Source organism: Solicola gregarius (genome assembly GCF_025790165.1).
In the GTDB taxonomy this organism is placed as follows: Bacteria; Actinomycetota; Actinomycetes; order Propionibacteriales; family Nocardioidaceae; genus Solicola; species Solicola gregarius.
Genome location: NZ_CP094970.1, coordinates 1,575,739 through 1,589,427, shown reverse-complemented (window position 1 = coordinate 1,589,427; position 13,689 = coordinate 1,575,739). Strand labels below are relative to the sequence as shown.

The window sequence follows — 13,689 nt, the reverse complement described above, 5'->3', positions numbered from 1 at the left end:
GGTGCCTAGGGAAGTGAGCGACACCTGGTGAACTTGGTATCGCCGCAGCCACCCGGGCCCACCCGGTGGCCCGCGCTCAGTCGGGGTCGACCCCGTCGAGGTCCTCGGCCGCGTCGGCGGCGTCGCGATGCGACTCGAACGGATCCGCTCGGCGCAGGTCGATCACGTGTCCCGTGCCTCCGTCGAGCAGCGCGTCGAGCGATGCGCGCGCGACCGACATCGAGTCGAGTAGCGAGTCCGCGGGCTCCTGCCCGAAGGCCTTCGTTCGCATGGGCGTGGCGGTCCGCTCCGGGTTGATGCACTGCACGCGTACGCCCGACCCGCTCCACTCGTCGGCGAGCGCCTGGGTGAGGTTGACGATCGCGGCCTTGGCCGACGAGTACAGGCTATAGCCGCCGCGTCCCCGGGTGTACGAGCTGGACGTGAACAACAGCAGGCAGCCCCGCGAGGCGGCGAGGTGCGGGAAGAACTCCTGCGCGATGAAGATCGGCGCCACGTAGTTCGTCTCCGTCGCCTGGTAGATCGTCTCCTCGGACGCGTCCTCGAGCAGCCCGCGCGGCAGTACGCCGGCGGTGTTGACCACGAAGTCGATCGCGTCGGTCTTCTCGAGTACGGTCCGGGCCGCCGCGGCGATATCGGGACGCCGCTCGACATGGGTCTGCGTGCCCGATCGGCTGAACGTGTGCACGTCCGCGCCGTAGCTCCGGGCCAGGTCGGCGATATCGGCGCCGATGCCGTAGCTGCCGCCGAAGACCACCATGGTCTTGCCCTCGAGCGCGGCGCGGTACTGCTCGTCCGTACGAGCCTCGGGCGCCTCGTGGCTGGTCAGCTGGAACAGCTTGTCGGCGATATAGACGTCGATCGGCTCGGTGACCTTCATGTTGCGCTCGTCGCCGGCGACGACGCCGATGGGCACGTCGGGCAGGTAGCGGAGCACCACGGTGCAGTCGTCGGTCGCGACGAAATCCGCGTCGCCGACCGCGTGCTCGTACGCCAGCTTGAGCGTGCGCGCGCGGAACGCCTGCGGCGTCTGTCCGCGGCGCAGCTGTGACCGCGGCGGGATCTCACGGATGGTGTTGGCGTCGTCGACCTCGACGATCGTGTCGGCCGACGGAATCGCAGTGTCGACCGCGTCGTACTCGTCGAGCGCCGCGTAGCAGTCACGGATGCTGCGCGCGCTCACCAGCGGGCGTACCGCATCGTGGAACAGCACCTTCGCGTCGTCGGACTCGACGGTCGCGAGCGCCTTGAGGGTCGTGTCGTTGCGCGTGTCGCCGCCTTCGAGCACGTGCCGCACCTTGGTGTAGCCGCCCGACCTCACGATCGAGTGCACGGCGTCGAGGTGTCCCGCCGCCATCATCACGACGATCTCGTCGACGTCGTCGTGCGCGTTGAGCACGGACAGCGTGTGCTCGAGGATCGTGCGGCCGGCGATCTTGATCAGCTGCTTCGGGATGTCGAGGCCGACGCGCGTACCCGTGCCGCCCGCGAGGAGCACCGCAACGTTCGAGGTCATGGCAACAGACGATCTCAGACGGCGGTCGGCGGTGGCCATCCGGCCTGACGTACGACCGCGGTCTGATGTGCGTCGGTCGTCGTGGACATACGCTCGTCGGCATGCGGTTCCCGGGCGAGCACTGGTTACGTGAGCATCCCCTGCTCGTTGACCTCGTTGTCGCCGGCATCCTGATGATGCCGTCTGCGCTGGCCGCGCTCGTCACCCACGAGTTCGTGTACGCGCTCGACGTCGTGATGTTCGGGGCCATCATCTTCCGGCGTACGGCGCCCGTAGCGAGCTTCGGCATCCTGACGCTCGCTCTGGTCGCCCAGGTCGTGCTGCGCGACACGCCGCAATGGGGTGACTTCGCCTTCCCGGTCGGCCTGTACGCCATCGCCGCGTACGGGCCGACCTGGGCGCGGTGGACAGGCCTCGGAATCGGTTTCGTCGGCGCGGTGGTGGCGACCGACAGCTGGGGGTACGACCAGGACGCCACCGGCTATCAGCTGATCGTGTTCGTCGCGCTTGCCGCCATCGTGCTGTTCTCGTGGACACTCGGCGACCGCATGCGTACGCGCCGGGCGTACGTGGCCGAACTCGAGGAGCGGGCCGTCCAACTCGAGCGCGAGGCCGAGCAGCAGGCGAGGATCGCCGCAGCCGCCGAACGTGCACGCATCGCGCGCGAGATGCACGACGTCGTCGCGCACAGTCTCTCGGTGATCGTCGTCCAGGCCGACGGCGCGTTGTTCGCCGCGCGCAAGCGTCCGGAGGCGGCAACCGAGACGCTCGCGACGATCTCGCAGACCGGGCGGGAGTCCCTTGCGGAGATGCGGAGGCTGATCGGGCTGCTGCGTGGCGAGGAGAATGCGGACGTACGTACGCCCATGCCGGGCGGGGCCGACCTGCCGAACCTGGTCGACCAGGTCGCGGCGAGCGGTGTCGACGTCGGGCTCGCGGTCGACGGCGAGCTCGACCGGCTCGGCAGCGGTGCCGGGCTCACGGTGTACCGCGTCGTGCAGGAGGCGTTGACGAACACGCTCAAGCACGGAGGTCCCGATGTGGCGGCGCGCGTACGCATCACCGTCGACGCCGACGGCGCTCACGTCGTGGTCGACGACGACGGACGCGGCGTCGCGACGGCCGACGACGGCAACGGACACGGCATCGCGGGGATGCGTGAGCGGATCGCGGTGCACGATGGCACGATCGTCGCCGGACCCCGTCCCGGCGGAGGCTTCCGGGTCGACGCACGCATACCGCTTGGGGAAGGCGATGGATGAGTGAGCAGGAACGACCGGACGACACGATCCGGGTCTTCATGGCCGACGACCAGCAACTCGTACGCGCGGGCTTTCGGATGCTGATCGAGTCGCAGGACGATCTCCGCGTCGCGGGCGAGGCGGGCAACGGTGCGCAGGCGTGCGACGCGCTGGCCGTCACCGCTGCCGACGTGGTGCTGATGGACGTACGGATGCCGCGAATGGACGGCGTCGAGGCGACTCGCCGGATCACGGCTCGCGGGGAGCGGCCGCGCATCCTCGTACTCACGACGTTCGACCTCGACGAGTACGTGTACGCGGCGCTGCGGGCCGGCGCTTCGGGATTTCTGCTCAAGGACACTCCGCCCGAGGTGTTGCTCGGTGCGATCCGCGATGTCCACGGCGGCGATGCGGTCGTAGCACCCAGCGCCACGCGGCGGATGCTCGAACGCTTTGCCGACGCGATGCCGACGGGTGACGACGATGCGTCCGACCCGCGGCTCGGTGGCCTGACGGAGCGCGAGCTCGAGGTGCTCGAGCTGATCGGTCAGGGGCTGAGCAACCAGGAGATCGCGACGCGCCTCGTGCTCGCCGAGGCGACGGTCAAGACGCACATCGGCCGGGTGCTCGCCAAGACCGGCAGCCGCGACCGGGTACAGCTCGTCGTCCTCGCGTACGACGCCGGCCTCGTCACCCCGCGGCGCTGATGGGTTGTGCCGGGTCGGCGGTGCGGGACTGACTGACGGCGTACGACCGGGGTATGACGGCGGCCGCGGGGGGTCCGGCCCGTGGGCCGATCCGTCGCGGCGCCGAAGTTTCTAGCGTGAGTCACCTACCGAACAGGAAGGTGGCCGATGTCCACGCTCTCGCATGTCCCGGCGTACGCCGACCCGCACACCATCACCGCCGTCGCCGCGACCGGACTGGTCAAGCAGTACGGCGACGGCGACGCCGCCGTTCGAGCGCTCGACGGCGTCGACCTGGCGATCGAGAGCGGCCGGTTCACCGCGATCATGGGTCCGTCCGGCTCGGGCAAGTCCACGCTCATGCACTGCCTCGCCGGCCTCGACCAGGCGACCGAGGGCGCGGTACGTATCGCCGGCGTCGACCTGTCGGGCCTTTCGGACAACGCGCTCACCGACTTTCGCCGCGAACATGTCGGGTTCGTGTTCCAGGCGTTCAACCTGCTGCCGATGCTCACCGCCAAGCAGAACATCCTGCTGCCGCTCGACCTCGCCGGCCGGGACCCCGACTGGGCGTGGTTCGACGAGACGATCGGCGTCCTCGGGCTCGCCGAGCGTCTCGACCACCGGCCGGCCCAGCTGTCCGGAGGACAGCAGCAGCGGGTCGCCGTTGCCCGCGCCCTCCTCGGTCGCCCCGAGGTGATCTTCGCCGACGAGCCGACCGGGAACCTCGACCGACGCTCCAGCGCCGAGGTGCTCGCCTTCCTTCGCCGCGCGGTTCGCGAGCTCGGGCAGACCGTCGTGATGGTGACGCACGACCCCGTGGCGGCGACGCACGCCGACCGGGTGGTGCTCATCGCCGACGGACGGGTCGCCGGCAGCGTCGACGCACCCGACCAGGACGCGATCCTCGCCGCTCTCCGCGACCTCGGGGAGTAGGCGCCCGTGCGTACCTTCGTCCGGGCATCGCTGCGTACTCATGCCCGCCGCTACGTCGCCGTCGCGCTCGCGGTGCTCATCGCGACCGCGTTCATGATCACCACCAACGCCCTGGGCGCCGCCGCGAAGGACGGCTGGCGCGGGGCCATCGCCGCGGAGTTCGAGGGCGCCGATGCCGTGCTCACCGACGTACGACGTGGGGCGGTCGACCGCATCGCGGACACCGAGGGCGTACGCGCCGCCGCCACCAGCGACTCGGGCTTCTTCGCGATCTCCGTCGGCAGTGTCGATGCCACCGCGAGCGTCGGCACCGTCGCGAATGAAGAGGAGCTCCGTTGGCAGCACCTCGCGTCCGGGGACTTCCCGGCCGGCCCGCGACAGGTGCTGCTGAGCACCGATCGTGCCGACGACGCCGGGGTGGCGGCGGGCGACCGGCTCACGGTCGATGTGGGCGCCCGCACCATGGACTTCACGATCGCCGGGACCGTCGAGCCCTCGGCCGGCGACCTGGGCTCGTCGGTGTACGTCTCGGAGTCGGCGATGGCGCGGCTGATGGGCGACGTACCCGCCCGCGTGATCGTCACGCTCGACGGGCCGCCCGACGCGGGCCGGCTCGGCCGGCTCCGCGACGCGGCTCCCGGGGCGACCGTCCAGACGGCCGACGCGTACGTCCACGACCGGCAGCTGGAGGCCACCGGCGACATCGACGTGATGCAGAAGATGCTGTTCGTATTCGCGTCGATCGCGCTGATCGTCGCGGGTCTGGTGATCGCGAACACGCTCGCCATCGTGCTCGCGCAACGTACGCGCGACGTCGCGCTGCTGCGATGCATCGGTGCGAAGCGTCGCCAGATCACCCGCTCCGTACTGCTCGAGACGCTCGTCGTCGCGGTCGTGTCGGCGGTGGCGGGCGTTCTCGGCGGACTCGGCCTCGCGTACGCGGGCGCCGCGCTCATCGGTGCTGCCTGGCCGTCGATTCCCGTGGGTACGCCGAGCCTTTCGCCGCTCGGCATCGCGCTGCCGGTCGGGGTCTCGGTGGGCGCGGCACTCGTCGCGGCGCTCGTGCCCGCTCGCCGGACGAATCGGCTGTCGCCCCTCGCGGCGCTGCGACCGGAGGTCGAGCCGGTGGGCCGGTCTCGCCCCGGCATCATGCGGATCGTCGCCGCGGGCGTGGTGCTCTGTGCCGGTTTCGGCGCGATGGCGTCGGCGGCGGCATCGGGCTCGCTCCCGGTCGGAATGGTGGGAGGCGGTGTCTCGTTCGCCGGCGTCCTGCTGCTGGGCCCGGTCCTGGTTCCCGGGCTGATCGACGGCGTCCGCCCGGTGGTCGGCCGGATCGGCGGCGTACCGGGACGACTGGCGGCGGCGAACGCCGTGCGTAACCGGCGCCGTACCGCCGCGACCTCTGCCGCCCTGCTGATCGGCGTCACCCTGATCTCGACGGTGGTCGTCGGTACCGCATCGATGAAGGGCTCCGTCGCGACGGAGATGGACACGCGGGCACCGATCGACATGGTTCTCGACGGCGAACGACCCCTCGACGGTCGTACGGTCGACCGCGTGGGCGCCATCGACGGCGTCGGCGATGCAGCCTCGCTGGACGGGACCCGGGTCACGCTCGGCAGTGCCGACTCCAAAACCGTTGCGGTCGGTGTCGACGAGGCCGCATCGGCGGTCGTACGCCCGGACGGCGAGCTGCGAGACGTCCGGGCCGACCAGGTGTACGTCCCGTTCGAGGTCGCCGACCGGGCGTCGCTGGTCGACGGCGACCGGGTACGGGTCAGCGGGCCGGACGGCTCCCGGAGGCTCGAGGTCCGCACCGGCGAGGACTGGGGTGCGACGGCGGTCGTCTCGGCGGGCACCCTTGCGACGCTCGACGAGCGCCCACAGCCGTACGCGGTGTGGTTGCGCGCCGCGGACGGTGCAGACGTCGGCACGGTTGTCGGTGAGCTCAACTCACTGGCGGGGGAGGTCGACGGGTCGATCGACGGATCGCTCCCACAGCGCAAGCAGGTCATGACGGCGATGGACGTCGTGCTCGCCGTGACCGTCGGGCTGCTCGGCGTCGCCGTGATCATCGCGATCGTCGGGGTCGGCAACACGCTCAGCCTCTCGGTGCTGGAGCGCGTTCGAGAGAACGCGCTGCTGCGGGCGCTCGGCCTGCGCAAGGGCCAGCAGCGGGCGATGCTCGCCGTCGAGGCGCTGCTGATCGCGTCGGTCTCGACCGTGCTGGGCATCGCGCTCGGGCTCGCGTACGCGTGGTTCGGTATCCGGACGCTGGCGGTCGAGGAGTTCGTGACCACGCCGACGGTCGAGATCCCGGCCGGGCAGCTGGTCGCGGTGTTCGTGGTCGCCGCGGTCGCCGGGCTGCTCGCGTGCGTACTCCCCGCCCGTCGCGCCGCCGCGATCCCGCCGGCGGCCGGCCTGGTGGCCGACTGAACGAACCGCAGCTGCCCCGTGAGCCGGACGTTTGGCGAGGACACGCCCGCGTGTCTCCGCGCGAACGCCCGGCCCACGGGCGCGGGGCGGAGTTCGCGGACGGCGGTGTGAGGGAGCCCACGCGGTACGGGGGTTACGCGTTAGCCATGCCGGATTAACCTGGAGGCACTAGCACGCCGAGCAACGTCCGGTACCCGCACGGCGGGACTGGAACGAAAGGCAGAGCGATGAGACGCTTCTCGATCGGCGTGGTCGGAGCCGGACGAGTCGGGGCCGTTCTCGCGGCCGCGTTCGTGGCATCGGGCCACCAGGTCACCGCCGTCAGCGGCCGTTCGCCGGCCTCGCAGACGCGCATCGAAACGCTGCTCCCGGGCATTCCCGTACGCGACCCCGCCCGTGTCGCGGCGAGCGCCGACATCCTGCTGCTCGCGGTACCTGATGATGTATTGGAACGGACGGCGGCGTCCCTAGCCGAAAGCGGTTCGATCGGAAGCGGTCAAGTAGCCGTCCACACCAGCGGCCGGCACGGCGTCGACGTACTGGCGGCGCCCGCAGAGGCGGGCGCGGCGGTGCTCGCGATGCACCCCGCGATGACGTTCACCGGCACCGACGTCGACCTCGGCCGCCTGGCGAGCACCGTGTTCGCGCTCACCGGCGGCGACGCCGTGCGCGACACCGGGGAGGCGCTCGTCGCCGGCCTCGGCGGTACGCCGGTCTGGCTGAGCGAGGACCAGCGAGTCCTCTACCACGCGGCGCTCGCACACGGCGCCAACCACCTCGTCACGCTCGTGACCCAGGCGCAGGAGCTGCTGCGGTCGACGGGCATGCCCGACCCGTCCGGCGTACTCCGGCCGCTGCTGTCCGCCGCCCTCGACAACGCGCTCGCCTACGGCGATGCGGCGCTCACGGGCCCGGTCGTGCGCGGCGACGTCGCGACGGTCGAGGCGCACGTCGACGCCCTCGCGGACGCTCCCGGCCCGATCCGGGACGCGTACGTCTCGATGGCGCGGGCGACGACCGAGCACGCGGTCGCGTCCGGCAGCCTCGACGGTGGTCGCGGCCGAGACCTGAAGCGGGTACTCGACGAGGCCGACTGGGACTCGCTGGCGCAGATCGCGGCCGGCATCCGCTGATGCCCGCGCGCGTCGCGTACACACCCGACGAGCTCGACACCGCGCTGGCCGACGCCCGGGCGCACGGCCGCCGCATCGCGTTCGTGCCGACGATGGGCGCCATCCACGACGGTCATCTCGGTCTCGTCGAGACCGCGCGCGAGCACGGCGACCTGATCGTCGCGTCCGTGTTCGTCAACCCGACGCAGTTCGGGCCGGGCGAGGACTACGAGCGCTATCCGCGCGATCTCGGGCGCGACGTCGAGCTGCTCGGCGGCGCCGGTGTCGACATCGTGTTCGCTCCCGACGTCGAAACGGTCTATCCCCCGGGCACGGAGGACGTCACGGTTGACCCGGGCCCGCTCGGGCAGGTCCTCGAGGGTGTCTCCCGGCCGACGCACTTCCGCGGTGTTCTCACCGTCGTCGCCAAGCTGTTCGCGTTCGTACGCCCGGGCGCCGCGGTGTTCGGTGAGAAGGACTACCAGCAGTTGGTGCTGGTACGTCGGCTCGCTCGTGCCCTGCACACGGGTGTCGACGTCGTGGGCCGACCGATCGTGCGCGACGGCGACGGGCTGGCGAAGTCGTCGCGGAACGCCTTTCTGAGCGACGCGGAACGAGCGACGGCGCTCGTACTGTCGCGGGCCTTGCACACCGGAGCGGCGGCACGTTCACGCGGTGCTGAGGCCGTGACCGCGGCCGCGCGCGGCGTCCTGGCCGGCGCCGACGGCGTGCATCTCGACTATCTCGCGCTGACCGATGCGGAGCTCGGTGAGCCGGCCGGCGGGCGAGCTGCTCGGCTGCTGGTGGCCGCGCGGGTCGGCTCGACCCGGCTGATCGACAACCTCGGCTTCGACCTTCCCGACGATCCAGGGACCACACCACGATGATCCGAACCATGCTCAAGAGCAAGATCCACCGGGCCACGGTGACGCAGGCCGACCTGCACTACGTCGGTTCCGTGACCGTCGACGCCGACCTGCTCGACGCTGCCGACATCCTTCCCGGCGAGCTCGTGCACATCGTCGACATCGACAACGGGGCGCGCCTCGAGACGTACGCGATCGAGGGCGAGCGCGGCAGCGGCGTCATCGGCATCAACGGTGCCGCCGCGCACCTCGTACACCCAGGAGACCTGGTCATCCTGATCGCGTACGCGCAGCTTGCCGACGCCGAGGCGCGTGCGTACCGGCCGCGGATCGTGTTCGTCGACGCGGACAACGCGATCGCCCGTTTCGGCTCGGATCCGGCCGAGGCTCCCGGGGAGTCGGGCCTGGTGCGCGGTGACCTGGTCCGGGGCTGACGTCCGGCTGCCGTCGCGGCTGGCGGCGCCGGCGCCGGGCTGGCGCACGACCGCCGACGTCGTGGTCATCGGATCGGGTATCGCGGGGCTGAGCGCCGCGCTGCGAGCCCAGACCCTGGGACGAGTCGTGGTCGTCACCAAGGACCGGCTGCACGCCGGTTCGACCCGGTTCGCGCAGGGCGGCATCGCTTCGGCGATCGACCCGGGCGACAGTCCCGACGAGCACCTGCGCGACACCCTCACGGCGGGTGCCGGACTCTGTGCCGCCGACGCGGTCCGCGTACTCGTCGACGAGGGTGCCGATGCTGTACGCGAGCTCATCGACTGGGGCGCCGAGCTCGATCGCGGCGACGACGGCAGGCTGTCACTGACCCGCGAGGGCGGGCACCGAAGGGCGCGCATCGCGCACGCCGGGGGCGATGCGACCGGTGCCGAGATCCAGCGGGCGCTCGTCGCGGCCGTACGCGCGGCGCCGAGCATCGAGGTCATCGAGCACGCGTTCGCGCTCGACGTACTGACCGACGGCGACGGCGCGGCCGTCGGCGTGACGCTGCACGTGCTGGGCGAGGGCGAGAGGGATGGCGTCGGGGCCGTCGACGCGGGTGCGGTGATCCTCGCCACCGGCGGAATGGGACAGGTGTACCGGTCGACGACGAACCCGACGGTCTCGACCGGTGACGGGATCGGACTCGGGCTGCGCGCCGGTGCGAGCGTGCGCGATATGGAGTTCGTGCAGTTCCATCCGACGGTGCTGTGGCTCGGCGAGAGTGCCCGCGGGCGCCAACCGCTGGTGTCCGAGGCGGTACGCGGCGAGGGCGCCTTCCTGGTCGACGCGACCGGCGACCGGTTCATGGCCGACGTGCACGAGCTCGGAGATCTCGCTCCGAGGGACGTCGTCGCCAAGGGCATCATGCGACGGATGCTGGAGACGGGCGAGCCCCACATGTGGCTCGACGGTCGCCACCTCGGCGCGGACTTCTGGCAGCGGCGATTCCCGACCGTGCTGGCGGCCTGTCGCTCGCATGGCATCGACCCCGCGACCCGGCCGATCCCCGTCGTGCCGGCCTGTCACTACGCATCGGGCGGCGTCGTCACCGACGTCGACGGGCGTACGCGGGTGCGCGGCCTGTACGCGTGCGGCGAGGCGGCGTCGTCGGGTGTCCACGGCGCCAACCGCCTCGCGTCCAACTCGCTTCTCGAAGGCCTGGTGTTCAGCCGGCGGATCGTCGCGGCGCTCGAATCCGACGGTCCGGTCGTACGCGGGGCCGCCGAGCCCCATGCCGATGCCGGTGTGCTCGATGCCGAGGCGGTCCCGGAGCTGCAGGAGATCATGACCGCGGGCGTCGGTGTCCTCCGCGACCGCGATCGACTGGACGCGGCCGTGCACAAGCTCACTTCGCTCGCGGTGCCCGGACGGCCGCGGGTCGAGGACTGGCAGGCCACCAACCTCGTGACGGCCGCCGCGGCGATCGCGCTCGCGGCCCGTGAACGCCGCGAGACCCGCGGATCGCACTGGCGTGACGACTATCCGCATCGAGACGACACCGGCTGGGCCGGTCACCTCGAGACCACGCTGCAGGACGGCTTGCTGCGTACGACCCTGCGACGCGCGGAGGTGACCGATGGGCAATGAACTCGACGTGGGGTCGCTTCGCGGCTGGCTCGCGGACGTACTCGCGGAGGACCTCGACGGTGGTGTCGACGCGACCTCGCACGCCACGGTCGCGGCGACGGCGATGGCGACCGGAGACGTCGTCGCCCGCCGCGACGGCGTTGTCGCCGGACTGGCGTTGATCGAGCCCGTGGTCCGGCTCGCGGGAGACGCCGACTGCGACGTGGTTCTCCGGGTCGCCGACGGCGATCGCGTACGCGCCGGTGACGCCGTTGCGTCCGTGACGGCCGCGACCCGGGCATTGCTGACCGCCGAGCGCACCCTGCTGAACCTGCTGTGCCACCTCGGGGGCATCGCGACCGAGACCCGACGCTGGGTCGACGCCGTCGCAGGCAGCGGCTGCGCGGTCCGTGACACCCGCAAGACGACTCCGCTGATGCGGCGCCTCGAGAAGTACGCGGTGCTCTGCGGCGGCGGAGTGAACCATCGGATGTCGCTGTCCGACGAGGCCCTGATCAAGGACAACCATGTGGTCGCGGCCGGGGGCGTCGCGGCGGCGTACCGCGCGGTTCGCGCCGAGTACCCCGGGCTCGTCGTCCAGGTGGAGGTCGACACGTACGACCAGGCGGTCGAGGCCGCCGAGGCCGGAGCCGACCTGCTGCTGCTCGACAACATGGACGTCACCGAGCTGCGCCGGGTCGCCGCCGCGCTCGGAGATCGCGTGACGCTGGAGGCGAGCGGGGGTCTGACCCTCGACCGCGCGGCCCTGGTGGCGTCGACCGGTGTCGACTACGTTGCCGTCGGGGCCCTGACGCACTCGGCGCCGGTGCTCGACCTCGGGCTCGACCTGCGTACCGCCCCGGAAGGGGGATGACATGCTGCTCTGTATCGATGTGGGCAACAGCCACACCGTCGTCGGCGTGCTCGACGGCGAGGAGCTTGTTGCGCATTGGCGGGTCTCCACCGACGAGCATCGAACGGCCGACGAGTGGGACGTACTGCTCGGCAGTCTCCTCCGCGCCCGCCAACTCGACCCCCGTACGCATATCGACGGGGTGAGCGTGTGTTGCACCGTCCCTGCCGTCGTTCACGAGATCCGCGACCTGCTGCACCGCCATCTGGCCGACGCCGCGACGTCGATGATCGAGCCCGGCACGCGTACCGGGCTGGCGTTGCAGGTCGACAACCCGCGCGAGGTCGGTGCCGACCGCATCGCGAACGCCCTCGCCGCGTCGCGGCTGTACGGCGGTCCCTGCATCGTGGTCGACTTCGGCACGGCGACCACGTTCGACGTCGTCAACGCCGAGAACCAGTACGTCGGTGGGGCGATCTCGCCCGGAATCGAGATCTCCCTCGACGCATTGGGGCGTCGAGGCGCCCAGCTCCGTACGGTCGAGCTGCAGCGGCCCCGCTCGGTGATCGCCAGAAACACCGTTGAGGCACTGCAGTCCGGCCTGTTGTACGGATTCGCCGGCCAGGTCGACCGCATCGTCGACCGGATGATCGACGCCCTCGGCGCACAGACCGACGACGTCTCGGTCATCGCGACCGGCGGCCTCGCCGAGACGGTGCTCGAGGAGTGCGAGACCGTGACCGCGCACGAGCCCTGGCTCACCCTCATCGGGCTGCGCTTCGTACACGAGAAGAACACCCGCTGAGGTCCTGCCGACGTCGGCGGGTACCCGGTGTTGATCAGATCGTTTCGCCTCGCAGATGGCTTGTCAACTTCGAAGTTGATAAGATCCATTCGATAGGCATCTGCCTGATCAACAAGGAGGAGCGGCATGGCTAGGGGTCGTCCCTCCCGGGCCACGGTGTACTCGCGGTTGGAGGCCGCCATCGCGGAGCTGAACGAACGGCTCGGCGGGTTGCCCGCGCCGAAGGAAGCCGAATTTGTCTGGTCCGACATATGGCACCTTGAAGCACACCACTCGACCGCGCTCGAAGGGAACACCCTGGTATTGCGCGAGGTCGAGTTGCTGCTCGAGAAGGGGCGTGCCGTCGGGGCGAAGCCGCTCAAGGACTACATGGAGGTGCAGGGCTACGGCGCAGCAGCCCGTTGGGTCTACGGCCAGGCCATCGAACCTGGCGACTGGCACAACGGCGAGCTGGTGAACTTGTACGAGGTTCGCCAGGTGCATGCGCGCGCGATGGCCCCGGTATGGGAAGTCGCGCCGCACCCGGAGGCGACGGAACGCGAAGGGCCAGGCGCGTTCCGCGAGCACGACATACACCCCTTTGCTGCTGGCATGCAGCCTCCCGACTGGCCGCTGGTGCCTGCACTGACGGAGAACTGGGTGACCTCGGTCAATGCTCGCGCCGGGAGGCTCCGCGATCGGGTTGGTGACACGCCTTGGCCCGAGCAGCTTGCCGATCTCCACAACGCCTTCGAGAAAGTACATCCGTTCATCGACGGCAACGGTCGCACCGGCCGCCTGTTGCTCAACTTGGTGCTCGTTCGTCTTGGATACCCGCCCGTGATCGTCCTGAAGGGACAGCGGCCGCAATACCTGGCCGCAATGCGGCGGGCGGACGAGGGCGACTACGGCCCCCTCGGCGAGATCCTCGCTCGGGCGATGTACGACAACCTCAACAGGTTCATCGTGCCGAGCCTTGCAGGTCCCGCCCGACTGGTCCCGCTGGCTGCCCTCGTCGATAGCGACTTCACCCTGGTCGCCCTTCGTCAGGCTGCCCAGCGTGGGCGACTCGACGCGGTTCAGGGATCCGACGGGACTTGGCGCAGCTCACGTCGGGCAGTCCAGGACTACAAGCTGCACAAGGGCGAACGACGGGCATGACGCCAATCGGCGATGGTGACTCGAACGGCAAACCTTCGCTACCCGACGAGCT

The 13,689-nt window shown here is 70.8% G+C and carries 12 protein-coding genes; 11 read left to right on the top strand and 1 reads right to left on the bottom strand.

Features of this window, described 5'->3' with window-relative positions:
• Positions 1–76: 76 nt before the first annotated feature.
• Positions 77–1,516 carry a bifunctional cytidylyltransferase/SDR family oxidoreductase gene (locus L0C25_RS07940; RefSeq protein ID WP_271635933.1) on the bottom strand — a complete coding sequence of 480 codons (1,440 nt, stop codon included), beginning with the start codon at positions 1,514–1,516 and terminating at the stop codon, positions 77–79.
• Between the two features lie 101 nt (positions 1,517–1,617).
• Here L0C25_RS07940 and L0C25_RS07935 point away from each other — a divergent pair, with 101 nt between their 5' ends.
• From L0C25_RS07935 to L0C25_RS07885, 11 genes are all read left to right on the top strand, one after another.
• Complete coding sequence (locus L0C25_RS07935; protein ID WP_271635932.1) at positions 1,618–2,778, top strand: sensor histidine kinase; 1,161 nt, start codon at positions 1,618–1,620, stop codon at positions 2,776–2,778.
• On the top strand, positions 2,775–3,464 hold the full coding sequence (locus L0C25_RS07930; RefSeq protein WP_271635930.1) for a response regulator: 690 nt from the start codon (positions 2,775–2,777) through the stop codon (positions 3,462–3,464). The genes L0C25_RS07935 and L0C25_RS07930 overlap by 4 nt, the downstream gene beginning before the upstream one ends.
• A 147-nt stretch (positions 3,465–3,611) precedes the next feature.
• A complete protein-coding gene (locus L0C25_RS07925) occupies positions 3,612–4,379 on the top strand; it encodes an ABC transporter ATP-binding protein (RefSeq protein ID WP_271635928.1) in 768 nt (255 codons plus the stop codon).
• Between the two features lie 6 nt (positions 4,380–4,385).
• Complete coding sequence (locus tag L0C25_RS07920) at positions 4,386–6,815, top strand: ABC transporter permease (protein ID WP_271635927.1); 2,430 nt, start codon at positions 4,386–4,388, stop codon at positions 6,813–6,815.
• Between the two features lie 227 nt (positions 6,816–7,042).
• Positions 7,043–7,948: a Rossmann-like and DUF2520 domain-containing protein gene (locus tag L0C25_RS07915; protein WP_271635925.1), complete on the top strand. Its 906-nt coding sequence runs from the start codon at positions 7,043–7,045 to the stop codon at positions 7,946–7,948.
• A complete protein-coding gene (gene panC, locus L0C25_RS07910; protein WP_271635923.1) occupies positions 7,948–8,814 on the top strand; it encodes a pantoate--beta-alanine ligase in 867 nt (288 codons plus the stop codon). Before L0C25_RS07915 ends, panC begins: the two co-directional genes overlap by 1 nt.
• The gene (gene panD / locus L0C25_RS07905; RefSeq protein ID WP_271635921.1) at positions 8,811–9,227 is read left to right on the top strand and encodes an aspartate 1-decarboxylase; all 417 of its coding nucleotides are present in this window, start codon (positions 8,811–8,813) and stop codon (positions 9,225–9,227) included. The genes panC and panD overlap by 4 nt, the downstream gene beginning before the upstream one ends.
• Complete coding sequence (locus L0C25_RS07900) at positions 9,208–10,860, top strand: L-aspartate oxidase (protein WP_271635920.1); 1,653 nt, start codon at positions 9,208–9,210, stop codon at positions 10,858–10,860. Before panD ends, L0C25_RS07900 begins: the two co-directional genes overlap by 20 nt.
• The gene (gene nadC, locus L0C25_RS07895; RefSeq protein WP_271635919.1) at positions 10,850–11,713 is read left to right on the top strand and encodes a carboxylating nicotinate-nucleotide diphosphorylase; all 864 of its coding nucleotides are present in this window, start codon (positions 10,850–10,852) and stop codon (positions 11,711–11,713) included. Before L0C25_RS07900 ends, nadC begins: the two co-directional genes overlap by 11 nt.
• Position 11,714: 1 nt before the next feature.
• The gene (locus L0C25_RS07890; protein WP_271635917.1) at positions 11,715–12,497 is read left to right on the top strand and encodes a type III pantothenate kinase; all 783 of its coding nucleotides are present in this window, start codon (positions 11,715–11,717) and stop codon (positions 12,495–12,497) included.
• Positions 12,498–12,665: 168 nt separating this feature from the next.
• Entirely contained in the window at positions 12,666–13,637 is a 972-nt protein-coding gene (locus L0C25_RS07885; protein WP_271635916.1) for a Fic family protein, read from the top strand.
• Positions 13,638–13,689: the final 52 nt, after the last annotated feature.

What these genes read in the sequence shown, in the direction of transcription:
- panD (WP_271635921.1), top strand. Translation starts at nt 8,811, where the DNA reads ATGATCCGAACCATGCTCAAGAGCAAGATCCACCGGGCCACGGTGACG.
- L0C25_RS07925 (WP_271635928.1), top strand. Translation starts at nt 3,612, where the DNA reads ATGTCCACGCTCTCGCATGTCCCGGCGTACGCCGACCCGCACACCATC.
- panC (WP_271635923.1), top strand. Translation starts at nt 7,948, where the DNA reads ATGCCCGCGCGCGTCGCGTACACACCCGACGAGCTCGACACCGCGCTG.
- nadC (WP_271635919.1), top strand. Translation starts at nt 10,850, where the DNA reads ATGGGCAATGAACTCGACGTGGGGTCGCTTCGCGGCTGGCTCGCGGAC.
- L0C25_RS07930 (WP_271635930.1), top strand. Translation starts at nt 2,775, where the DNA reads ATGAGTGAGCAGGAACGACCGGACGACACGATCCGGGTCTTCATGGCC.
- L0C25_RS07940 (WP_271635933.1), bottom strand. Translation starts at nt 1,516, where the DNA reads ATGACCTCGAACGTTGCGGTGCTCCTCGCGGGCGGCACGGGTACGCGC.
- L0C25_RS07890 (WP_271635917.1), top strand. Translation starts at nt 11,715, where the DNA reads ATGCTGCTCTGTATCGATGTGGGCAACAGCCACACCGTCGTCGGCGTG.
- L0C25_RS07935 (WP_271635932.1), top strand. Translation starts at nt 1,618, where the DNA reads ATGCGGTTCCCGGGCGAGCACTGGTTACGTGAGCATCCCCTGCTCGTT.
- L0C25_RS07915 (WP_271635925.1), top strand. Translation starts at nt 7,043, where the DNA reads ATGAGACGCTTCTCGATCGGCGTGGTCGGAGCCGGACGAGTCGGGGCC.